22 protein-coding genes and 1 tRNA gene are annotated in these 21,397 nt (G+C 44.7%); 14 read left to right on the forward strand and 9 right to left on the reverse strand.

All coding sequences use genetic code 11. The features are described from left to right. Positions 1 to 302: 302 nt before the first annotated feature. The 7 genes from AC1DP6_RS18855 to AC1DP6_RS18885 all read left to right on the forward strand — a co-directional run bounded on the left by AC1DP6_RS18855 (position 303) and on the right by AC1DP6_RS18885 (position 6,715). Complete coding sequence (locus AC1DP6_RS18855) at positions 303 to 1,583, forward strand: epoxide hydrolase family protein (protein WP_477056211.1); 1,281 nt, start codon at positions 303 to 305, stop codon at positions 1,581 to 1,583. A 205-nt stretch (positions 1,584 to 1,788) separates the two neighbouring features. Beyond that, positions 1,789 to 2,034, forward strand: coding sequence for a hypothetical protein (locus AC1DP6_RS18860; RefSeq protein ID WP_477056212.1), 246 nt, complete (start codon positions 1,789 to 1,791; stop codon positions 2,032 to 2,034). Between the two features lie 13 nt (positions 2,035 to 2,047). Continuing rightward, positions 2,048 to 2,872 (forward strand): DUF6597 domain-containing transcriptional factor, encoded by an 825-nt coding sequence (locus AC1DP6_RS18865; protein ID WP_477056213.1) that lies wholly within the window; start codon positions 2,048 to 2,050, stop codon positions 2,870 to 2,872. Positions 2,873 to 2,932: 60 nt separating this feature from the next. After that, on the forward strand, positions 2,933 to 4,381 hold the full coding sequence (locus tag AC1DP6_RS18870) for a nitrilase-related carbon-nitrogen hydrolase (protein WP_477056214.1): 1,449 nt from the start codon (positions 2,933 to 2,935) through the stop codon (positions 4,379 to 4,381). Positions 4,382 to 4,612: 231 nt separating this feature from the next. Next, a complete protein-coding gene (locus AC1DP6_RS18875; RefSeq protein ID WP_477056215.1) occupies positions 4,613 to 5,374 on the forward strand; it encodes a 5'-methylthioadenosine/adenosylhomocysteine nucleosidase in 762 nt (253 codons plus the stop codon). A 67-nt stretch (positions 5,375 to 5,441) separates the two neighbouring features. Then, entirely contained in the window at positions 5,442 to 5,936 is a 495-nt protein-coding gene (locus tag AC1DP6_RS18880) for an acetyltransferase domain-containing protein (protein ID WP_477056216.1), read from the forward strand. 398 nt (positions 5,937 to 6,334) lie between these two features. Continuing rightward, positions 6,335 to 6,715, forward strand: a complete 381-nt coding sequence (locus tag AC1DP6_RS18885; RefSeq protein ID WP_477056217.1) for a hypothetical protein — start codon at positions 6,335 to 6,337, stop codon at positions 6,713 to 6,715. Between the two features lie 31 nt (positions 6,716 to 6,746). Here AC1DP6_RS18885 and AC1DP6_RS18890 read toward each other — a convergent pair whose 3' ends face one another. The 3 genes from AC1DP6_RS18890 to AC1DP6_RS18900 all read right to left on the reverse strand — a co-directional run bounded on the left by AC1DP6_RS18890 (position 6,747) and on the right by AC1DP6_RS18900 (position 9,053). Continuing rightward, positions 6,747 to 7,676, reverse strand: a complete 930-nt coding sequence (locus tag AC1DP6_RS18890) for a helix-turn-helix domain-containing protein (RefSeq protein ID WP_477056218.1) — start codon at positions 7,674 to 7,676, stop codon at positions 6,747 to 6,749. 5 nt (positions 7,677 to 7,681) lie between these two features. Continuing rightward, the gene (locus AC1DP6_RS18895; RefSeq protein ID WP_477056219.1) at positions 7,682 to 8,545 is read right to left on the reverse strand and encodes an NmrA family NAD(P)-binding protein; all 864 of its coding nucleotides are present in this window, start codon (positions 8,543 to 8,545) and stop codon (positions 7,682 to 7,684) included. Positions 8,546 to 8,675: 130 nt separating this feature from the next. Next, positions 8,676 to 9,053 carry a winged helix-turn-helix transcriptional regulator gene (locus AC1DP6_RS18900; RefSeq protein ID WP_477025721.1) on the reverse strand — a complete coding sequence of 126 codons (378 nt, stop codon included), beginning with the start codon at positions 9,051 to 9,053 and terminating at the stop codon, positions 8,676 to 8,678. Between the two features lie 146 nt (positions 9,054 to 9,199). On the opposite strand from AC1DP6_RS18900, the gene AC1DP6_RS18905 reads away from it, so the two are divergent. The 3 genes from AC1DP6_RS18905 (at position 9,200) to AC1DP6_RS18915 (ending at position 11,846) form a co-directional block, all read left to right on the forward strand. Then, positions 9,200 to 9,970: a nuclear transport factor 2 family protein gene (locus tag AC1DP6_RS18905; RefSeq protein WP_477056220.1), complete on the forward strand. Its 771-nt coding sequence runs from the start codon at positions 9,200 to 9,202 to the stop codon at positions 9,968 to 9,970. Between the two features lie 74 nt (positions 9,971 to 10,044). Further along, positions 10,045 to 11,421, forward strand: a complete 1,377-nt coding sequence (locus AC1DP6_RS18910; protein ID WP_477056221.1) for an aspartate kinase — start codon at positions 10,045 to 10,047, stop codon at positions 11,419 to 11,421. Positions 11,422 to 11,549: 128 nt separating this feature from the next. Beyond that, entirely contained in the window at positions 11,550 to 11,846 is a 297-nt protein-coding gene (locus AC1DP6_RS18915; RefSeq protein ID WP_477056222.1) for a hypothetical protein, read from the forward strand. On the opposite strand, the gene AC1DP6_RS18920 is transcribed toward AC1DP6_RS18915, so the two are convergent. Then, positions 11,811 to 12,392, reverse strand: coding sequence for a hypothetical protein (locus tag AC1DP6_RS18920; RefSeq protein WP_477056223.1), 582 nt, complete (start codon positions 12,390 to 12,392; stop codon positions 11,811 to 11,813). The two genes, AC1DP6_RS18915 and AC1DP6_RS18920, sit on opposite strands and share 36 nt — an antisense overlap. Before the next feature lie 332 nt (positions 12,393 to 12,724). On the opposite strand from AC1DP6_RS18920, the gene AC1DP6_RS18925 reads away from it, so the two are divergent. The 3 genes from AC1DP6_RS18925 (at position 12,725) to AC1DP6_RS18935 (ending at position 15,904) form a co-directional block, all read left to right on the forward strand. Further along, positions 12,725 to 13,468 carry a hypothetical protein gene (locus tag AC1DP6_RS18925; protein WP_477056224.1) on the forward strand — a complete coding sequence of 248 codons (744 nt, stop codon included), beginning with the start codon at positions 12,725 to 12,727 and terminating at the stop codon, positions 13,466 to 13,468. 448 nt (positions 13,469 to 13,916) lie between these two features. Then, positions 13,917 to 14,741 carry a helix-turn-helix domain-containing protein gene (locus AC1DP6_RS18930; protein WP_477056225.1) on the forward strand — a complete coding sequence of 275 codons (825 nt, stop codon included), beginning with the start codon at positions 13,917 to 13,919 and terminating at the stop codon, positions 14,739 to 14,741. 38 nt (positions 14,742 to 14,779) lie between these two features. Beyond that, positions 14,780 to 15,904: an FAD-dependent monooxygenase gene (locus AC1DP6_RS18935; RefSeq protein WP_477056226.1), complete on the forward strand. Its 1,125-nt coding sequence runs from the start codon at positions 14,780 to 14,782 to the stop codon at positions 15,902 to 15,904. Positions 15,905 to 16,072: 168 nt separating this feature from the next. On the opposite strand, the gene AC1DP6_RS18940 is transcribed toward AC1DP6_RS18935, so the two are convergent. Next, positions 16,073 to 16,156, reverse strand: a tRNA-Leu gene (locus tag AC1DP6_RS18940). Positions 16,157 to 16,240: 84 nt separating this feature from the next. After that, entirely contained in the window at positions 16,241 to 16,645 is a 405-nt protein-coding gene (locus AC1DP6_RS18945; protein ID WP_477056227.1) for a carbohydrate-binding protein, read from the reverse strand. A 248-nt stretch (positions 16,646 to 16,893) separates the two neighbouring features. Between AC1DP6_RS18945 and AC1DP6_RS18950 the strand changes: the two genes are divergently transcribed. Then, positions 16,894 to 17,949 carry an AOC03_06830 family ribosome hibernation factor gene (locus AC1DP6_RS18950; protein ID WP_477056228.1) on the forward strand — a complete coding sequence of 352 codons (1,056 nt, stop codon included), beginning with the start codon at positions 16,894 to 16,896 and terminating at the stop codon, positions 17,947 to 17,949. A 77-nt stretch (positions 17,950 to 18,026) separates the two neighbouring features. On the opposite strand, the gene AC1DP6_RS18955 is transcribed toward AC1DP6_RS18950, so the two are convergent. The 3 genes from AC1DP6_RS18955 to AC1DP6_RS18965 are packed head-to-tail and all read right to left on the reverse strand — an operon-like array spanning position 18,027 to position 21,384. Beyond that, positions 18,027 to 19,094: a glycoside hydrolase family 76 protein gene (locus AC1DP6_RS18955; protein ID WP_477056229.1), complete on the reverse strand. Its 1,068-nt coding sequence runs from the start codon at positions 19,092 to 19,094 to the stop codon at positions 18,027 to 18,029. Between the two features lie 14 nt (positions 19,095 to 19,108). Then, positions 19,109 to 20,254: a glycoside hydrolase family 76 protein gene (locus AC1DP6_RS18960; protein WP_477056230.1), complete on the reverse strand. Its 1,146-nt coding sequence runs from the start codon at positions 20,252 to 20,254 to the stop codon at positions 19,109 to 19,111. An 8-nt stretch (positions 20,255 to 20,262) separates the two neighbouring features. Then, positions 20,263 to 21,384: a SusE domain-containing protein gene (locus AC1DP6_RS18965; protein WP_477056231.1), complete on the reverse strand. Its 1,122-nt coding sequence runs from the start codon at positions 21,382 to 21,384 to the stop codon at positions 20,263 to 20,265. Positions 21,385 to 21,397: the final 13 nt, after the last annotated feature.

Here is a 21,397-nt window from a genome sequence, read left to right on the forward strand (position 1 = left end):
TCCAGGCTGTTAAATGCATCCTTAGCCTGTCCGCTTCACCAATGAATATGTCTAACTCCCCTACGATTATGTCCGGCTGGCTGACTTGCGCTTCCTGGCCTGTTGCGGTTGAAATACTTTTGAGAAGCAAATAAGAAAAAACACCATGGACAAACACAATACACACGGGCCGCACAAACTAATGATCGGTTTGGTATCACTGCTGTCCATGCTATTCATTGCAAGTGCATCCTTTGAAAAAAAACCACAGGATTGCCGCATGATCAACATCTCAACAAAAAGAAAAAAAATTTAAACCTAACATGATGAAAACGAACAAACACACCCTTATCAGCCGGATTATTACAAGCGCACTTATGCTGGCCACCGTACCAGGTTTCGCCCAGGTTAATACCAATAGTGCTGAACAAATTCGTCCTTTCCATATCAGCATTCCGGAAGCGGCGATCACGGATCTTCATCACCGGTTATCAGCAACAAGATGGCCAGACATGGAAACGGTTGCGGATCGCTCTCAGGGCGTGAAATTAGCACAGATACAGGGTCTCGTAAAGTATTGGGATAAAAATTACGACTGGCGAAAAGCAGAAGCAAAGCTGAATGCACTGCCACAATTCGTTACTAAAATTGACGGACTTGACATTCATTTTATTCATGTCAAATCCAAAAATCCCAAAGCCCTGCCGATCATTATCACCCATGGCTGGCCTGGTTCTGTATTCGAACTTATAAAGATCATTGGTCCGTTGACCAACCCCGAAGCTTATGGTGGTCGTGCAGAAGATGCCTTTGATGTAGTCATCCCTTCCATGCCTGGCTATGGCTTTTCTGAGAAGCCCAAAGATACCGGCTGGGGCCCGGAACGCATCGGTAACGCATGGGATCAACTGATGACCCGTCTCGGTTACACCCATTATGTGGCACAGGGTGGCGACTGGGGTTCAGTAGTGGCAGATGCCATGGCACGTCAGCATTATGCAGGCCTCATAGGCATCCATGTGAACATGCCGGCAACAGTACCTGCAGACGTAGCAAAAGCACTTAAAAACGGAGATCCTGCACCGGCCGGATTATCTGCTAAGGAACAGGCAGCATTCAATTCACTGAATAATTTATATACCAAAGGCGGTGGTTATGCGGCGCTCATGGTAACCCGTCCGCAAACACTGGGTTATGGGCTATCGGACTCCCCTTCTGGTCTTGCTTCTTTTTTCTTGGACAAGTTTAACGACTGGACTTATAGCGGCGGGAATGCGGAAAAAGTACTTACCAAAGATGAAATGCTGGATGATATTTCTCTCTATTGGTTTACCAATACCGCAGCGTCTTCTGCACAGCTTTACTGGGAAAACAATAACAACAATTTCAATGCTGTGGAACAAAGGACTGCCGAAATTTCCATCCCTGTAGCGGTAACCGTATTTCCCGGTGAGATCTACCAGGCACCCCGCAGCTGGACCGAACGTAGCTACCATCACCTGATTTACTTCAACGAAGCTAACAACGGTGGCCATTTCGCACAATGGGAACAGCCGCAACTCTTCTCCGAAGAACTCCGTGCCGCGTTCAAATCATTGCGCTGATAAAGCGCATCCCGATTTAAATCATTTTATAATAAATAAACTTTGACTGGCAGCCAACTGAAAACAGTTGGCTGCTTCTTTTTGTGCTTTACAAATTATGTATTAAAAAAAGCGCCACCAAAGCGAACAATTCATTAATTTGTCTGGTAATTAGTTCCAACTTTATATGACTGCAGAAAATAAAACCTATTCGATTGCTTTGAGGATGAGACGGATCATATACGAAGACACGTATGTAACTGTTCCTGTTACGCGGGAAGTGTTGAGAGACGAGGAAGATGGGTCGGCCCGTATCGATTTTGAAAAGCTGGTGGCCGCAGCAACAGTCATCAGCCAGGACCCAACAGCAGAGTGGATAACAGAAGAAGTTCAGGTAGAAGCCCATCCGATACAGCAGCCCACACCGGACGACCGTAAAAGTCTTGCCGGGGAATTTCCGTCATTAGACTAAACCAATTCATGCCATGTTCAGCTATCAGCAATATTATCCATCCGCTCCCTTAGCAGACTTCATTGAATGCTATTGGCGATTAGATGCGCCTGGCAGGTTTATGGATACTCCCGATCGCTTAATACCTGGTGGCCGTGTGGAATTGATATTTAATTTCGGCGCGCCGCTGGATTGGCTGATATCAGCAGACAATCCCAAAGGGACCCGTATAAATGGTCCTATGCTGATGGGACAACGCGACAGGATATTTTATGCCAAAAGCAGCGGTAAAACCCGCATGCTGGGGGTACGATTTAAACCAGGCGGCCTGTCGGCATTTACCCCAATGCCGGTGTCTGGGTTATTGAACGCCATCATTCCTGCTGAACTGATTTTAGGTGCACAGCTAAAAAACTGGGAGGTGCTTTTGCAGGAACAGCCTGGTGATGAGAAGATGGTGCGCGCGCTGGATGTATTACTGAAAAAAGCATTAAAAAGTACGCCTGACGACAGATTGCTGGTCAACTTCACCATCGATGCACTGCGGAACAGTCAGGAAGATATATCTATTGCCACCATCTGTCAGCAAACAGGTTGGTACTATAAGAAGTTGGAAAGAGTTTTTCTGAAAAACACCGGCTACACGCCAAAGTATTACCACAAACTCCTACGTTTCAATAAGGCAGTCAGAATTATGCGGACCACGGATGTTTTGACAGATATCTGCTATGAGTGTAATTATTTTGACCAGGCGCATTTCATAAGGGATTTCCGGCAGTTTACCGGTACCACCCCCACCCAGTTTAAAAAAGAGGATAATAAGATAGCAGCTATTCTTATAAAACATCAGCCTGTCTAAAATATACAATTCTGCCCCGAAAAACCTTTATAGCTTTGACATTTATACCAAACTTATAACATGTCGGATTCACAGCCCGTATCCAAAATCCTGCTGGCCGCAGGAGTACTTTTTGCAGGCGTTTGCTGGTATTTATCCTTTAGCCTTACCGCACATACCTGGTATACCTTATGGTTGGCGCCTGTTCCCATACTCTATTTTTCTTTACGGCTTTCCGGAAAGTGGGCGTTTGCCATGGCTTTTGCCGGCTATTTAATAGGCAGGCTCAGTTGGGTCCCCTATTTATTAAGCGTGCTGCCATTACCCCTGGTATTGATCTTTACGTTGATATTGCCATTGATATTTGCATTGCTGGTGATAGCTGCCCGTAAAATTATGCTCACCTACAAGCATTGGTCCACAGTATTTGCGTTCCCGGTATTATTTACCACTTTTGAATACCTGCTGTTCCTTTACTCCCGGGATGGCACGGTTGGCAGCATCGCTTATACTCAAAACGATTTCCTGCCCGTTGTGCAGGTAGCTTCCCTCACAGGGATACAAGGCATTACCTTCCTGGCCACGTTTGTTCCGGCAGCCATTGCACTCATCCTGTTCAGGTATAAAAATAAGCTTCCCATCAGAACACTATCATTTGTGACGATGGGTATGCTTGTTGCAACAATGGCCTTCGGTGTCCTGCGGCTTAATGACACTCCTTCCGCTAAAAAATCAGTCCGCGTGGGCATGGCCACCATTGATGAGCAGGCATATCACAGGAAGTATGCGGCCGGGGAAGACAGGAATTTACACCTGGCCAATCTATACCTGCAAGAAGTGGCCGTATTGGCAAAACAAGGGGCCCAAGTAGTGGTATTCCCTGAAAAAATGTTTACCGTGCAGGATACCGGTCGCCCCGTGATCCTGCAGATGTTCAAAGACACGGCCATCGCTCACCAGGTATTCATCATTGCCTCCGTAGCAAATAAGAAAGCGGATTATTATGAAAACAGGGCCTGGGTCATCTCTGATGAGGGAAAGCTTATAGCCGATTATCAGAAGGTCCATTTATTTGAGGGGGAAGTGCTGGACACCGTCAGGCCCGGAAAGGAAATGGCGTTATTCCATCGGAACGGCGCTACAGAAGGCGTTGCTATCTGCAAGGATATGGATTTCCAACAGTACATACTGGGCTATGGAAAGTCGCAAAGCAATCTTTTATATGTTCCGGCCTGGGACTTTGTCGTCGATGGCTGGATGCATAGCCGTATGGCCATCATGAGGAGTGTGGAAGGCGGGTTTGGTATGATCAGAAATGCCCGGCAAGGGAGACTGACCATTAACGATTATCGCGGTAAAGTGCTGTTTGAAGCCAATGGTGACAATGGTACTCCCGCCCTGTTAACAGGAACCATTGATGCGCAACACCATATGACCCTTTACAGCAGATGGGGGGATTGGTTTAGTATCATCAATGCAGTTGCCGCCGTATTGTGTATGCTACTTTTAGTAAGTAAGAAATTAGCCTGATCTTTACTGTAACATAACTTAATCCCTGCTTCCCACCAGAACAGGGATTAAATTATTTATGGCCATACGTAAAATATCCGATGTACAAAATGTGCGATTCAACGGATCATTGCAGCAGGTGGTCGCGACTAATTAAATAAATTTTGAACTTCGCCCTTTTGGTCTATTTTTGTCGCCTACTTATATCTTAAACATCCCTACCAACTGGTTATACAAAACAAGCTTACTCTTATGAATGAAAAGGTAATTGGCATTATGGGGGCCATGCATGAAGAAATCAACAGCGTATTGGAACTGATGTCTGGTATAGAAGAGTTTTCCTTTGGCAGAAGAACATACTATGCGGGAACTATTAATGGAATAAAAACTGTTTTGGTTTTCTCCAGGTGGGGAAAGGTCGCGGCAGCAACCACTGTCACCAGTCTGATTACTAAATTTAACATCACGGATCTCCTGTTCATTGGTGTTTCAGGAGCCATCGATGCGAAGTTAAAAATTGGAGATATTGTAGTAGCCGATCGATTGATTCAGCACGATATGGATGCACGTCCTTTAATGCCACAATATGAAATTCCGCTGTTGGGAATGAGCTACTTTGAAACAGATCAGCAGCACCTGGCTATTGCACAACAAGCGGTAGAGGGTATGTTAAAAAAAGGTATCGGATCATTTATTGCGCCCGTTGAAATAGCGCGTTTTGTGCTGGATAACCCGCGCTTATATACCGGGGTGATAGCCAGTGGCGATCAGTTTTTCGCCAGTCAGCAAGATAAGGAACAACTGTATAGTGCTCTTCCGGAAACCCTTTGTGTAGAAATGGAAGGTGCGGCTGTAGCCCAGGTTTGTTATGAGTATGACGTACCCTTTGCGGTTATCCGGATCATTTCAGATGAGTGTAATGAAAACTCCTCTATCGATTTCCCTGATTTTATACAACATGTTTCCAGCAGGTACGCTCATCAGATCATTGAAAATGTATTCACGTTGTTATAATTTATGAAACAAGCCGTTCCTGGTCTCGTCATGCGATAATTCTATACAAGAATATTATAATAAAAAAATGGAAGCAATTTCAACCAAAACTGACCAAAGAATTAATTCCATAGATACGCTTCGGGGAATCGTAATGATCATTATGGTGCTTGATCATGCCCGTGACTACTTTAGTTTAATTAAGTACGATCCTTTAGACCTGGATAAAACATCTGTCCTGCTCTTTATGACGCGTTGGATTACCCATTTTTGTGCGCCAACTTTTCTATTCCTGTCAGGGACCAGTGCATTTTTATCGCTGTCAAAAAAGAGCCACAAGGAGGCTTCTTTAATTCTGCTTAAAAGAGGTATATGGCTCATCTTTATGGAGCTGACCATTCTTAACTTTGGCTGGCAGTTTGATCCGGGATTTCACCTGATATTTTTACAAGTCATCTGGGCCATTGGCTGGAGCATGATCCTATTATCCGGTTTGATATTTCTACCTCCTAAAATATCCCCCATCGTTATTATATATCCTGATGACATTGGGAGTAGCCATTATTGCCCTGGCGCTTCTTGAGTATAAACAAAATTGGCTGACGGATATATTAAGTGTGTATGGAAAAGTTCCGATGTTCTTTTACGTACTGCACATCTATTTAATGCATACTACTCAGCTACTGATTACATTTCTGGCTGGTTTCTCTATTGAAACCATGCTTTATTATCCTTTCCGGGGCGAACCGCCTTCCGGGTGGGGATTCAATCTTCCTGTAGTTTATCTTGTCTGGATAATGGTAGTGGCTATACTCTATATCCCCTGCCGTTGGTTTATGCGCCTTAAACAAAGGGAGAAAAAGTGGTGGCATAGCTATATTTAATTATTCATTTAACTTAATAAACTTTACAAAGAAATATTTCTGGAATATCGGGTTGCAAATGAGTAGCTAAGTATAAATAAAATTTGTAAATTCATTTATGAATATAAATTTTGTTTGCTACCTGATTTTCCCGCCTATTGTTGCCTGTCAAAAAAACAGTGCTGTGACTGCATCCAATTTACCTGAACCTGATACTGCTATTACCAACAATTCCTATGCTCTTGTAACTGCAGCAAGTACGATATCGGTGGACACCGGTAACGTGTACAGGCTTGGTTTGGCGCCATACGCGTCCTTCTTTAAACTGGACCGAAGCGTAAAAAATGGTGACGTATATTATGAAGCCATTCTGGAAAGCTCAAAACAATTCAACCCATTAAAGTTTTATATATCAAAGACTGGGAATGGACAGGTGATGGCAGTTGCCGCTCCTTCAGCAGCCGAGGTAGAAAAGTTTAATAAAGAATGGCAACGATAGCTGACGAATAACCACGCCTACATCTTCTTGATTAAAACCTGCTGGACTTTCTAAACTCCAGTGGTGAAATATTCGTCTTTGTCTTGAACAGTTTCGAGAAAGACTGTGGATATTCAAACCCCAGTTCAAAAGCTATTTCATTTACGGACAAATCTGTCATACTCAGTCTTTCCTTCGCCTTCTCTATGATCTTCTCCTGTATATGCTGTTGGGTGCTATTACCTGTAAGCGTTTTGAGCAGACCGCTCAGATAATTAGGTGAAATATTAAGCTGACTGGAGATATCTTTCACCGTAGGTATCCCCTTATCTTCCAGTGTTTCCTGGGTAAAAGCTTTTTCCAGCAATGCTTCCAGCTCGCTCACGATACCATGGTGGGTGATTTTACGGGTAATGAACTGCCGCTGGTAGAAGCGTTCTGCATATCCCAGTAGCGATTCGATGAGTGGAATAATAATCCCCTGGCTGAATTTATCTATATTGGTACTATACTCCTGTTCTATGTTCTTAAACAACCCGCTGATAGTCTGCTCCTCCTGAGCAGACAGGAACAGGGCTTCATTTACCGCATAATCAAAGAATTCGTATTGCCTTATCTTCAATGCAAGGGGATGGTTCCAGAGATAGTCCGGATGGAGCAATAGCAACCATCCGGACTGACTCAATTCCTCCACCTGATCAGCATTAAAACTAAATACCCGCCCCGGTGCTATGAAGTTCATCACACCTTTATCAAAATCATACTCCTGCTGCCCATACTTCATTGTCAAACAAGCCTGAATGGCCTTGCTCATACCTATAAAATAAAAATCAGCAGCCACCACTATATCAATATTCTTAGACTGCTTTTTTAACTCCCCGATATTGAGTACACTCATCAGCGGGTGCTTTGTATCAGGCAAGCCTCTCAGTTGCGATAGCTCATGGATGCTTTTTATTTTCAGGGGCAGGTTTCCGGCCATAATATTTAGTTTTGATGGTACCAGGCAGCATACTCCCTGGCAAAATCCCGTAGTTTTCTTTTTCCTGGTACTGGTATGTTAAGGTAGTAATCATTCTGCGCTTTCCCATTATGCATATTTTCCTGCATTTCCACCAATAGTTCCGCCACCTCAGGCGATACGCCGCCAGCTTCGAGCCCTTGTTTCACCTGTTCTCCGGGAAGTACTATCCATTGGAGGTCTTGTATACCAATGGCCTCTCCTATGATTTGTGCAGCCTGCGTGCAGGTAAGTTCCTCGCTGGCCACATACATCACATTCAATCCGGCAACTGCCGGAGCATTGATATTTTCCGCGATGGCAGCCGCAATGTCCTCCGGAGCCACAAAAGCCACCATATCTTCTCCCCCATAATTGGATGTAATCATGCCCTGCTGGCGGATCATATCCTTCAGGTGATAGAAATTACTGTAAAAAGGTCCTGGTCGCACAAAGGTAATAGACACGTCCTCAAGTATCTCAAACTTTTTCTCTGGTTGGATAGCTTTCAGCAGGTGCGCTACCCAGCCCGTGAGCACGATTACACGCTTTATCCCGGTTTCCCTGATAGCCTGAATATAATTATCCATATTCTCAGCCCATGCGTCCAGATTCCGTGCGGTGAAATCCAGTGGATTCATACAATAAACAACATCTGCGCCTGTAAAGGTTTTAACGAGGAAAGGCAGGTCCTGAATGCTGCCAATAGCGGGTTGAGCACCCATTGCCTGTATCTGGGCCTGCTTATTGGGATCGGTACTGATGAGGGTGACCTGGTGTCCTTCCTTCACCAGCATTTCAGTGAGCGGTTTACTGATATTCCCGAGAGAGCCGGTAAGTACAATTTTCATTTAAAATATTTTGATGAACTCAAAGGTCCATCGGAACGCCAGCGTAAAAGTGTTCAGATCTCAGCAAATTGTATGAAAATGTATTAAAAAAAATAAAAGGCGGCCTCTGTGAAAGATACCAGCCTTGCGCTCACAGCACTTTATTGAGCTTGTGCTGCCTGCTTAAGTGCATAGGCTGAAATACATTTTCAAAATTCTCTCCCCATGCTTCCATGGCAAATAATATAGGCAGCAGGCTCTCTCCATAAGCGGTCAACGTATATTCAACTTTGGGAGGTAATTCCGGATATACATACTTTTTAACGATCCCATAGTCTTCCAGCTCCGATAGTTGCTGGCTAAGCACCCGTGGGGATGCATGAGGATGTGCTTTGTGCAGTTCACTCGGCCTTTTAAGTCCCCTGTTAATAGAAAGTATCAGGCAGGGTTTCCACTTTCCGCCGATCACCTCCATCGTAATGCCCATACCACAGGCAATCAGGTCATTTGTTGTTTTCTTCTGATACATCTTGTTGATACTTATTATTGCAAAAATACGCCTTACGCTATTAATTCGCCATAGCGATAATTTTCCCCTATCTGATAATTTTCACTGGTATTGTTTGCGTCCCGGCTTATCAGGAATTTTGCTTCCGTAAATATAAAACGACTATAATGAACAATTTATCAAACAGCGAAAAAGCAGCAGCCATCCAGAATAGCATAGAAACAAACACATTGCTGGAAACGGGCCTGCTACACCCTACCAGGTACAAACAGCACAATCCGAATGTAGCCACCGGCAGACAGGCCATCCTGGATTTACACGCGCTGATGCCACATGAAAAAATATATACCAATGTAGTACGTGCATTTCAGGATGGAGACTATGGCTTCGTACACGTAGACTATCACCTGTTCGGACCTACCGTCGCATTCGACATACACCGCTTTGAAGAAGGTATTAGTGTTGAACATTGGGATAATCTCCAACCCACACCCAAAGAAAGAAATCTCTCGGGCCGTACCATGACAGATGGTAAAACAAAGGCAACAGATCATCATAAAACGGCCGCCAATAAAGAAATCATAACAAGGTTCACAGAAGATATCCTGATACCACAAAACTGGAAAGAAATACATACCTATTTCAATAATGACCTGCTCATACAGCATCATCCGCACCTGGGCGATGGTGTAGCTGCTTATGTGACAGCCATGCAGGAATGGAAAGCCAATGGACAACCCCTGGAATATAAACAGTTACATCTCGTGTTGGGAGAAGGAAACTTTGTACTGGCATTAAGCGAAGCATATTGGCAGGGAAGGCATACTGCGGTCTATGATCTATATAGGGTGGAAGAGAACAAGATAGTAGAACACTGGGACGTATTTGAAACCATCCCACCGGTAGAAGACAGAAAGAATACGAATGGTAAGTTCTAAGATGCCTTCTGCGTTAAAATTATTTTGGCGGCTCCCCGCTTTCATTTCATTAATAAATTATATAGTTTCGCAGTATGTTAACTGTGGAAAAAATCGGGGGCACGTCAATGACCGCCCTGAAAGATGTAATCGACAATATCATTTATTACGGCCGTACCGGCGATGGGCTATATAATCGTGTCTTTATTGTTTCTGCTTTTTCCGGCGTCACCAACCTGCTGCTGGAAAATAAAAAGACAAAAGCGCCCGGGGCCTATCATCAATTCGCAACAGGAAATGATTACCATAAAGCACTTGAAGCTGTCAGACTTCACCTTAAACAGCTGAATGCCCATTACGGGCCACTTGGGCTGAATATAGTGCATGCCGACGAAGTAACTGATGGCATTATTAACCGGGTGTTGACCTATCTCGATAGCGCCAACACCATGCTGGCCTCCGGATACCTCAATGAGGGCATTCTGCTGGCTGTCCGGGAGATTCTCGCCTCCGTAGGTGAAAGCCACTCCGCCTTTGTGCTGGCCAACATCCTGCAGAACAAAGCCCTTAACGTAGCGCTGGCAGACCTAAGCGGCCTGGGTGATGGACGTTCCTTCACTATTGATGAACGCATCAGGGAAGAATTTGCGACCATCGATCTTAAAACCTGCCTCTGTATTGCAACAGGGTATGTAAAGGGAACTGAAGGGATCATGAGAGAATTTGACCGCGGCTATTCTGAGGTAACCTTCAGCCGAATAGCGCAACTGCTCCGGCCGGAAGAAGCTATCATCCACAAAGAATACCATCTGTCAACCGCCGACCCGGCATTGGTAGGCATAGAAAACGTACAACCAGTTGGGTATACCAACTATGACATTGCCGACCAGCTGGCCGATGTTGGCATGGAAGCTATTCATCCTAAAGCGGCCAAACCGCTGGAGATAGCCCTTATCAATCTTCGTATCAAAAATACCTTTGAACCCGAGCATCCAGGTACGCTGATCACTAAAAATTATGTTTCTGAACATAAGCGCGTGGAGGTGATCACCGGTTCAGACCAACAACTACTCATCGACATCTATGACCCACTAATGGTAGGCGCCGTGGGAAGTGATCTCGATATCATGCAGGTATTTGCCCGTTATAGTATCAGCTATACCTTTAAGGCTACCAGTGCCAACAGCATCAGCATCGTCATCTGGGAAAGTGATTTGAATCAGAAGTTACTAAAGGACCTGAAAGCAAAATATGAACATGTGACGGTAGAACCTGTGGCAATGGTTTGCCTGCTTGGCTCAAACATGGATCAGCCGGGATTATTGGCCAAAGCTACTGCCGCACTGGCCCAGGCTGAGATTAATATTTTAAGCGTTGGGATAGCGTTGAGAAAAGTCAATTTCCAGTTCGTGATTACAAGACAACATTTCAAAGCAGCGATTGTTGCGCTTAATAAGGCGGTGGGGCAATAGGATGGTGGGATGCGAATGTGCTTTGTTCTGATAACCGCTAATGATATAAGAATATTAAATCAATTTGTTAAGATCAAAACTTTGACCCTCCTGGATCAGGAAACCGGCTTCCAGATCCCGAAGATTTTTTGGGGGCGGCTTTCTTTGCAGCGGCTTTTTTCTTGGGAGCAGCCTTCTTTGCAGCAGCTTTCTTTCTAGGGGCAGCTTTTTTTGCAGCAGCTTTCTTTCTTGGAGCCGCCTTCTTTGCAGCGGCTTTCTTTCTTGGGGCAGCTTTTTTTGCAGCAGCTTTCTTTTTGGGGGCAGCTTTCTTTGCAGCAGCTTTCTTTGCAGCGGCTTTCTTTTTGGGAGCAGCTTTCTTTGCAGCGGCTTTCTTTTTGGGTAGTGCCATACTATTTATGATTTGTCAGGATTATGCTATCTCCTAAATTAACTTTTATCGAATCTTTTTCTATTACGATATAGTATTTACTGCTTTTTGGGGGGACCTTCGCTTTATTATCTTTCGTTAGATTGTAACCGATAAAAATAGAAAGTGATAGCAGCCCCAAAAGAAAAATAATTATAGCCCCGTTCCTAAGCCCACTAAGTTTCCTTTTTACTGGAAGATAATAGCTATTAAGTTTCGTTTTTAATTCACCTATCTGAATAGCCGACAGTTGTGTTTTATCGTCAAATAATGAATGTCTATTAATAAAATCATCTGCTATTATCCATAGTTTGTGACTAGCGTTTGAAGAGTATTGCCATGTGAACATCATGATCCCCATTGCTATCGCAGTTAAAGCCCAACCGATAAAAAGTGTTGCAATTAAAATTGCTTCATCAAGTTTAACAATATCCTTAATAAATGTAATAGAGAAAGCAAGTATACCTCCTGTAATTAGAATAAAATTTTTCTCAAACTCCGACAAGTCGCGATTTAGATCGGCAGTACGATCCCCTTTATACTCTTTCAGCTCTTTAACTGTCATACAAGCTTAATATTGGGGTGATAACAATTTTGATTTTGGTTATTTTGTATTTGTAATTTAATCTAAATAATGGATAAAATATTAATCGCTTCTTACTTTTTCATGTATGGTAAGGGCGTGCGATATTACAGATCAAATTTTCAACCTGGAGATGATCTTTTTTCAATATTCTCTAAATGCCCATACACTCGCATTTGTCATTCTCAAATACCTACTGCACTATCTTTTAATATTATACAATGCTCCATACACTCCTTTAGCTAATCTTCAATCTGCCCCGAAAACAGGTTCCCCGAATTACGTTATATTTATAGTAATCAAAATAATCTCCCATGGCAAAACAAATGTCTATTATTCCCTTTACGGGAAAACTCGGCCCTCTCATTGGGTATAAGCGCAATGGTAACTACTTCCTGCGCTCCATGCCTCAAAGCGTGCAGCAAACGGCTGCTACCCGCCGCGCATCCCGGCGCTTTGGCATCGCCAGCAGGAAAGGTGCTTTTATCCGGCATGCTTTCTACCCCCACCTGGATATCGCCTGTGACGGCGCCCACATCAATCGACTGAACAGGGTACTCATTGCTGCCGGCGATCATCACGAGGCCATCACAGGCTTCCGCTTCAATCAGCATACCGGAGTAGATCGTTTTTTTCCGGTGGCTCCCCGACTTTTCAGCAATGGAATATTAAATATTCCCGCACAAACCATCCCCGGGTGTAAAGGCATTGCTGCACTGGAAGTAAAAGTGATCGCAACGCGTATTGATTTTGTATCCCGTCAGGTAGCGGGTAGCGAAACGGTTACACTAATGATAGATCCGGATACCACTTTCCAGGAAACAAATGTTTCGCTGGATGTACCCGGGGAGGGTTCACTGGTAGTGGTTTTCCAGGTAAGAGCAATGCACAAAGACCGCCCATCGAACGGCAGACAATACATGGCCGCCGATATTATTGCGGTGGCAGCACCACAAGTACCCAAATCTGCTCATAAGCGTAGGTATCCAAAGCGGAAAATATTGCTTCCCGACCTTGCCTATACTCACGCATATCCATCCATCATTCAACTGGAATAAAGCCATCTTGCCCCCGGAGATATTTTGATAAATAAACCCTTTATGCCTACTTCCTTTCAATCGTATATTTCTTTCCACAGCTACAGCCTGGCACTGAAGCAGCCCTCCTATGGCCTGTTCTCACCTCCATCCTTCTTCTGATTCAATTTCATCCCGGTTATACATCCGGACGTCATCCCCGCATCAAGTCCACCTCTACTGCGCTGTTACTATAGGTACATAGCGGGTGCTAAGCATAGGCTCGACGGAGCCTACATAATGAAAAGGTAATGCTGACTATAATGATGGGGGGCTTAATACACTATATCTTACAAAAGTATTTAGAGACAACGAAGATAAAATTCCTTCTAAATATCTGCATAACTATCCATCGTTATTTGCAGCGTCGCTCTTTAAGTATATTCTTAGGATAAAATATAAATCGATTTATATCGTCTTACCTTTAACTATGCAGCATAAAGAACTTGACGCACCTGAAGAACTCAGGAATATGATACAGGGCTTTTGGTATCTTGAAAAAGATTTCGGCGCGCTGCCGTCTGCTTTTGAGGTACTACCAGATGGCCATGCTGAAATTATCTTCTATTTCGGAAGCGGCTGCAGTATGCTGCAGGAAGGGAATTCCGTGTTGTTGCCATCACCATTTATTGTCGGCTTGTTGGGACAGCCGACTCATTTCTATGCAAAAGATCGTTTACGCATCATTGGAGTTAGGTGCTTTCCCTGGGCGATTTACGATTTGCTTAAACTGTCTTCTGTTGACGGTGGCGGTGTTCGCGGGTTAGCACATCCAATTGCCTTACTGCAAACTAGTTTGAATGATTTGATCAACGCCGGGAAAGTCGATGAGGCATTTGCGCTGGTACTTAAATGGTTTATGGATGTACGATCTGAACTGACGCCCTCCGCAACGCTTACAAAAGCAGGTAAGGCGATGCTGGAAGCGAATGGCACCTTACCGGTAAGTTCAGTAGCGGCAGCGGCGCATGCCACTGTACGAACATTAGAGCGGAAATTTAAGGCTTCATCAGGCCATACGGTGAAGAACGTATCGGGTCTAATGCGTTTTGAGCAGGTGCGCGACCGTTTATGGCTTACCCCCGATGTAAATATCGCCAGTTTGGCGAATGAACTTGCTTATGCTGATCAGTCCCACCTGAACCGGGAGTTTAAACGTTATAGTGGTATGACAGTTGCGGCCTTTGCCAGACAGGTCAAATTGCGAAAGAAAATCTTCAACGGTGATTTTGTCGCAATTGTTCTATCCTCCTGACGTCCTGGTTCTGATCTTTGTGCTCAAATCCTAACAGCATGAAAGTCAGAGAAAATAAAAAAGTACTCGTTTCCGGCGCAAGTATCGCAGGCCTGTCTACCGCCTGGTGGCTGAATCATATAGGTTATCAAGTGACCGTCGTCGAAATTGCAGGAACGCCACGGACTGTGGGCGGAGCTGTTGACCTGGTTGGACCTACTGTAAATATTGCCAAACGAATGGGTCTGTACGAGCAGCTCAAATCACACCGTTTGGGCGTCGACAAAATAGAATATAAGAATGTGAATGATGTGACAGAGGGGTCCATTATCATCAACGACGGGCAGGAAGTCCGGGACGATGATATTGAGATCGAACGTGATAAATTTGTGGAGGTTTTATTCGGTGACTTGAAAAATAAAGTGGAGTTTATTTTTAACAACAGTGTTAGCGCACTCGAGGAAAAGAATAATGAGATGGCCGTTACATTCAAACAAGGTATCCCCCCACGTACCTTCGGTCTGGTATTGGGTTGCGATGGTTCGCATTCCGGTATCAGAAAGCTCTGGTTCGGCCCCGAAGCTGATTACTCGCATTTCCTGGGCGCCTATTTTTCCATTAGCATTGTTAATACATTACTCATTCCCAAAAAGATGATGCAAATGTATAGCGTTCCTTATAAATCAGTTATGCTTAACGCTTACAATGGTAAGACCGACATTATTTTTAACTTCGTTTCTGAAAAAGAAATCCCTTACGATTACCGCAATATTACCCAACAGCAGCAAATCATACTCGATCAATTCGCCGGGCAAGGTTGGCGAACAGCTGAACTGCTGGAAGAAGTAAAACGTTCAGGAAACTTTTATTTTGATAAATTCTGCCAGATCAAAATGCCATCGTGGACGAAAGGCCGGGTCGCACTGATCGGTGATGCGGCCTATTGTGCGTCACCTGCTGCCGGACAAGGCGCATCCTTATCTATGCTGGGCGCCGCCGCTATAGCAGATGCCTTGCAAAAACATAGTGGCAACCACGCGTTCGGATTTGAGGAATACGAAAGGAACCTCCGACCCTTCATCGAACAAATCCAGCTCACAGCCGAACAAAATGTAAAAGAAAATTTTGTACTAAAAACCGATGAAGAAATCCGCAAACGTAACACCGAGGCAAAGCCATTCTAACATAGGTAAGTCAAAAGTATAAAACATTGGCTTGGGGGATACAGAACGGCAACTGGTAATCGAACCTGTAGAATAATAACCAGCAGGGATTTTAGCATCTGGTGTCGAATCTTGTATAAAATTGTAAAACGACGAAACCCGCTCTAAAAGCGGGTTTCGTAAATCTCGTGCCCAGAACTGGATTCGAACCAGCACACCCTTGCGAGCGCTGCGACCTGAACACAGTGCGTCTACCAATTTCGCCATCTGGGCAACTGATATCGTGTCAGGGGTTGCAAATATACACACCTATTTCATTCCACCAAAAAAATTCTCAAACTAACGTAAATGGCTATATTAATAATTGTAGATGAAGCCAAAAGATGTGATGCTAAATGGCATGGCGCCTTTTGCTACGAGGTATAAATCGTGCACGCCTTCTGCGTGTCGCAGGTTACCCGTTAATTTCAATGCGTAGGTACTATCACCGGTATAGGGTATTTCCAGCGTCCCGATAATTTTCCCTTTGGGCTTGTCGATGCGGAATTCAATACGCGCATTACTTTTTTTATGCTCAGAGGCGACTTCTACCCGGAAACCAATTTCACCCAGACTTAAATTCACCTGCGCAAAACTCAGATAGCTCCCCTCCTTCATCTGAAACTCTGTTGCCCGATTGCCTTTTTTAGCCGCCGGCACTGCCGTCTGTCCATAAACAGACATGTGCACAAAAGCAAAAAACAGCAATATCATCAGCCTCATAGGGATAGGATAGGTTTCGTCTACTCTTTTTACAGGGGAACAGGAATAGCTGTTCCCGGTGATAAATTAATAATAAATATCATAAAATTAAGGAATTATGTAATATTATAGCAAAATAATAACGTGAACTGATGAAAATCAGCCGAACGGGTGATACTTATCATGAATGGCGCAATGCTTGCATACTACCTTTACCAAACAGTTAAACATTGTATTCAACTGTTTGTTAAGCAATAAAAACGGAAATTATGGAACAAGCATTAATGACACTGAGTCAATACCACGGAGCACCGGCAGTCACCATACTACTCTCTACTCACAGAACTCATCCCGACAATAAACAGGACCCTATCAACCTGAAAAAACTGGTAGCAGAAGCGGAAACCAGGTTATACGATACGTTCGACAAAAGGGAAGTATGGCCTGTACTGGATAAAATCAAGGCCGCTGAACTGGACATCAATCACGACTATAACCTGGATAGCCTCACCATTTTTGCAAACCACGACAGCATACAGGTGGTGAAACTCCCCGTTCCGGCAACGGACCGTGTAGTGATCAGCGACCGCTTTGAAGTACGACCGCTGCTCAAAGCGTTACAACAACAGGAACATTACTATATCCTCACCATCGCACGCCAGAAAATCAGGCTGCTGGAGGCTTATAACGATACCCTGGTAAGGGAAATCCATAATGACGACTTCCCCTTCTCCAACGAATATTACACCAAAGACCCCATGAAATTGCAACAGGACGCTATTATAGATGACCTGCTGAAAGAATATTTCAATGTGGCCGATAAACAATTCAAAAAATACTACCACGCAAATCCGCTCCCCGTGGTACTCTTAGGCGACACCAAAAGTATTGCTTACTACCAGGAGCAAATGGATATCAAAAAAATCGTGATGGCTACCGCCGCCGGCAGCTACGACGACACCAGCAGCCACGAAATCCTAAAGGTGACCTTCCCGCTGGTGCAGCAACATATGGCCGACAAACAAACCGCAGCCCTGTCTGCTATAGGTGAAGCACAATCCAAACAACGCCTGCTGGTAGACCTGGGAGATATTTACCGGGCCGCAGAAGCCGGCGCAGCAGACACACTTTACCTGGAAAAAACCTATTTCCGTAATGGCACCATCGAAGACGGCGCCATTACGGAATCAGATCAGCCAGGCGCTGAAGATGTTTCGCTGATCATCATCGACAGTGTGCTGCAGAAAGGCGGCAAAGTAGTATTCATGGATGAAAATACACTGAATACCTACCAGGGCATGGCACTGGTAACAAGATTCTCATAAACGCATGCTTCATACACAAAACAAAAGCCCGTAGCGAGAACGCTGCGGGCTTATTTTGTAGCGTGTAGCGCTAAATATTAAATACCAGCCAGTCTTGCGTAGATCTCTATCATCCCCGCCTGTCCCAGCAGCTCCTTTTCCGGACGGTTGCCCAGCATATTGGTGCTGCTGTCGCGATCATTCCACCACACCTTATCTGCGTATTCCTGCATAGCGTTAATATACTTTTTGTTACTATCGGCTTTATACAATGCCTCGTAGCCTCTCAGCAGCACCGCATTAAACCAGTAAGAAGAATGAAAACGCCCCTTCCTGAAAAACCGCTGATAACCTCCTGCTGCAATATGCTGCGCCTCCCTTAAATACTGTACATTTTTAGTGATGTGATACAGCTTTACATTGGCTTCCAGCATCGTACCGGTATTATAAGTATAAACGGCGGAGTCAATCCGGTTGTTCTCCTCTGGTTTCAGGGCATCCCAGTACACACCATCCCCACAACGTAGGTATTTATTTACCCAGCTATACAACAGCTTCGCCGTATCGAGATAGGTTTTTTTATGCGTGGCATCATATAATTGCAGCGCCAATAATATACCCGGACCATTGGAACAGGCATTTTTTGTGGTCTTGTCCCCCTCCTTCCAGTACAAACCACCACCACTTACTGTATCATAACCCGTCATCATAAACTGGTAGATCTCCGCCCCTTTCTCCAGGTACCATTTCTTACCCGTTCTCGTATAGGCGTCCAGGTAAGCAATGCCGATCCATTGGTTGTCATCGTAATAACGGTCTTCCCTCCTTTCTTTCACCACATACGATGCATAACCAGGTGCGGGCGGAATCGGATCATAATACTGATTAATAGCCGCTACCACTGGTAACATATACGATTTACCCGGATTTAATTTCTCCATTTCATTAGCCGCCTGTATCAGCCCGCAAAGGCCCCACAGGTCCGCATGCAGATTATGATTTTTGGTACGGTCGCTGGTTTGAATATATAAACCGGTCTTGCGCTCATACAGATACTGATCCACTGCCTTTTGCAATACTGCCGCCCGCTGCCTGTTGCTCTGAGCACATAGCCCACCGGCAACAAGCAAACACCATAAGGTAACAGTCGTTTTTTTGCTCCCCATCACTGTAATTTTCGTTACTTGATCAATCCCATACTTTTGAGCCTGGCAGCAGCTTCTATCAGCATCGCACCACTCAGCTGTGTCGTCAGATCGCTGCTGGCCGCAAGGGTGCTCCAGTCTTTATTAAATAATACCTGCGGACGGGTGGTGCCTTTCAGCCACAACGTTTCTGCATTCAACTGCAGGAAATTGGCATACTTGGTAACATCCGTACTGCTGATGCTTCCATCTGTAATCAATAACATCAGGTAGCGTACCAGTACACCCTTGAACAAACCGCCGTCACCGGCGCCTTCATCCTTCAGGATATTGGCATTGGTAAAACCGCCACCCAGCGTATTGTTGGCTGTTTTCAGCGCATCGTTGAGGTAGCTGGCCTGACCGGTGAGTTTGTACAACTCCACACCAGCACCAATGAAAACGCCCTGGTTATAAGTGAAGTTCCAGTTCTTGGTTACCTGTCCACTGCCATCCTGGTTAATACCATCCCAAACAAGACCGCTCACAGGATCTACCAGCACACTTTTCTGCCAGTCGTATATTTTCTTTGCCCAGGCAATATCGTCGGCGTTCTGGGTAATTCCGTACATTCTGCAGGCAATAATACAGGCCGGTGCATTCGCCGGTGTATTTTTATAATTCTTGGATTTGTCTTTATTCCAGTGAATACCACCGCCCCAAACATCATCCCACCCGCCTTTGATATCATTCCACAGGATCACGGCTACCTCTTTGTAACGTGTATCACCCGTGGCTTCAAAAGCACGCAGGCAGGCCAGGTTCATCCACTCCATGTCATCATAAAAGTGGTTGATGTAAGTACCGCCATTCTTCACTTTCATGCCTGCCAGCAAATCATCCATACGGGATTTAATGGCAGGATCATTTTTACGTATATACGCATCCGTGAGTACGTCCAATGCGTGCGCATTAGGCCAGTAATTAAAGGTGGTACCGCCGGTACTGTTCTGATTAAAGTATTTTTCCTGGTTCCAGAAGTTACTGATCAACCCTTGTGTAGACGAATCTGCGATCTGCGGCCAGTTATACGCATAACGTGCTTTGCCGGCGCCCGGACCCGGGCCATCATCTACCGGTTCTTTCAAACAGGCAGTGAAGGCCAGGGTGAGCATTAATATAGAATACCGTACTATCTTCATAGCTATAATTATTTGACGATTATTTCGTGCGTGTAATTCTTGTCAGTGGTGAAGTATACATTGATATCGCAGTTCTTGGTATCTGCTTCGGTGGCAAACTTGTAGCAATAACCCCACTGGTCATTACCCGCAATTGGCCGCAATTCCCAGAAGCTCAGCGGCGTGGCGGCGGTAGGACGGTTGTTATCGCTGTTGGCGCTGCCAAACCATTCTTCACCTGCATTGCCATCACTATCTTTAACGGCTAAACGGAATTTATAACGCTCATCACGACCCCATGATTCCTGTTTGAAAGTGATCAACTGGTTCTTGATACTCCAGGTACCATTACCGGCATAACTGATTTCAAATAAAAACTTGTTCAGCGGTGCAAACCAGAGCCCTATGGTGGTGACTTCTGTTACCGAAGCCGCGGCATTGTTGAAGTCCAGGCGTAAACGGTATACTTTGGTACCGGCTGTCTGCGTTCCTTCTCCCCCTTCTTTTACAGCAGTACCCAGGATAGAGTAAGTAGTAGGTGCGCCTGTATTTCTGTTGGTAAAATGATATTTACCATTTTTGAGAGAGGTATAAATTTCATATACCCCCGGTGCGGTGGATTTCATCTTCAGCGCTTTCGACAAATCAGCGCCTGCTTCCGTAGCTTCGCCTGTCAGGAATACATCTGTGGGAATTTCAGCAAAACCGTTAGGTCTTTCTACTTCTATGAGTTTCGTTTCTGCCGCTTTCTGGATATTATATCCTTTAGATGCCAGCACCGTCCATTTCAGTTTACCCGTAGCCAGAGACGCAATGCCTGCTTTACCGGCAATGCTGTTAAGGTCTTTGTGAGATAAGGTAAGTTTGTTCTGTACGCCACCACCATCGGAAGCAAATTTGGCAACAGGATTGGAAAAGTCCCCATTCTCTTTATCAAAAGCTACTTCATAGATCACCAGTGAACCATCTTCTGCACGGGCCTGATCCCATTCAAAGCTCAGTGTAGCACTGGTGGCAGGTTGCAGCTTGATGTATTTATTATCCAGTGGTGCGGTAAGTTTCGCTACCGGCTGCATATTGGTATTGAGTGTGTAGTCTTTTTTGCAACTAAACAATATAACACTCAGTACGATGATTAAATATTTTTGCATGTTATTACAGTTT

The sequence above is a fragment of the Chitinophaga sp. 01L420 genome (assembly GCF_056399985.1).

Excerpts from the sequence above, each read along its gene's own strand:
- AC1DP6_RS18880 (WP_477056216.1), top strand. The coding sequence starts at position 5,442 with ATGGAAGCAATTTCAACCAAAACTGACCAAAGAATTAATTCCATAGAT.
- AC1DP6_RS18885 (WP_477056217.1), top strand. The coding sequence starts at position 6,335 with ATGAATATAAATTTTGTTTGCTACCTGATTTTCCCGCCTATTGTTGCC.
- AC1DP6_RS18875 (WP_477056215.1), top strand. The coding sequence starts at position 4,613 with ATGAATGAAAAGGTAATTGGCATTATGGGGGCCATGCATGAAGAAATC.
- AC1DP6_RS18910 (WP_477056221.1), top strand. The coding sequence starts at position 10,045 with ATGTTAACTGTGGAAAAAATCGGGGGCACGTCAATGACCGCCCTGAAA.
- AC1DP6_RS18920 (WP_477056223.1), bottom strand. The coding sequence starts at position 12,392 with ATGACAGTTAAAGAGCTGAAAGAGTATAAAGGGGATCGTACTGCCGAT.
- AC1DP6_RS18860 (WP_477056212.1), top strand. The coding sequence starts at position 1,789 with ATGAGACGGATCATATACGAAGACACGTATGTAACTGTTCCTGTTACG.
- AC1DP6_RS18955 (WP_477056229.1), bottom strand. The coding sequence starts at position 19,094 with ATGGGGAGCAAAAAAACGACTGTTACCTTATGGTGTTTGCTTGTTGCC.
- AC1DP6_RS18905 (WP_477056220.1), top strand. The coding sequence starts at position 9,200 with ATGAACAATTTATCAAACAGCGAAAAAGCAGCAGCCATCCAGAATAGC.
- AC1DP6_RS18950 (WP_477056228.1), top strand. The coding sequence starts at position 16,894 with ATGGAACAAGCATTAATGACACTGAGTCAATACCACGGAGCACCGGCA.
- AC1DP6_RS18870 (WP_477056214.1), top strand. The coding sequence starts at position 2,933 with ATGTCGGATTCACAGCCCGTATCCAAAATCCTGCTGGCCGCAGGAGTA.
- AC1DP6_RS18890 (WP_477056218.1), bottom strand. The coding sequence starts at position 7,676 with ATGGCCGGAAACCTGCCCCTGAAAATAAAAAGCATCCATGAGCTATCG.
- AC1DP6_RS18855 (WP_477056211.1), top strand. The coding sequence starts at position 303 with ATGATGAAAACGAACAAACACACCCTTATCAGCCGGATTATTACAAGC.
- AC1DP6_RS18935 (WP_477056226.1), top strand. The coding sequence starts at position 14,780 with ATGAAAGTCAGAGAAAATAAAAAAGTACTCGTTTCCGGCGCAAGTATC.
- AC1DP6_RS18900 (WP_477025721.1), bottom strand. The coding sequence starts at position 9,053 with ATGTATCAGAAGAAAACAACAAATGACCTGATTGCCTGTGGTATGGGC.
- AC1DP6_RS18895 (WP_477056219.1), bottom strand. The coding sequence starts at position 8,545 with ATGAAAATTGTACTTACCGGCTCTCTCGGGAATATCAGTAAACCGCTC.
- AC1DP6_RS18960 (WP_477056230.1), bottom strand. The coding sequence starts at position 20,254 with ATGAAGATAGTACGGTATTCTATATTAATGCTCACCCTGGCCTTCACT.
- AC1DP6_RS18965 (WP_477056231.1), bottom strand. The coding sequence starts at position 21,384 with ATGCAAAAATATTTAATCATCGTACTGAGTGTTATATTGTTTAGTTGC.
- AC1DP6_RS18865 (WP_477056213.1), top strand. The coding sequence starts at position 2,048 with ATGTTCAGCTATCAGCAATATTATCCATCCGCTCCCTTAGCAGACTTC.
- AC1DP6_RS18930 (WP_477056225.1), top strand. The coding sequence starts at position 13,917 with ATGCAGCATAAAGAACTTGACGCACCTGAAGAACTCAGGAATATGATA.
- AC1DP6_RS18945 (WP_477056227.1), bottom strand. The coding sequence starts at position 16,645 with ATGAGGCTGATGATATTGCTGTTTTTTGCTTTTGTGCACATGTCTGTT.
- AC1DP6_RS18925 (WP_477056224.1), top strand. The coding sequence starts at position 12,725 with ATGGCAAAACAAATGTCTATTATTCCCTTTACGGGAAAACTCGGCCCT.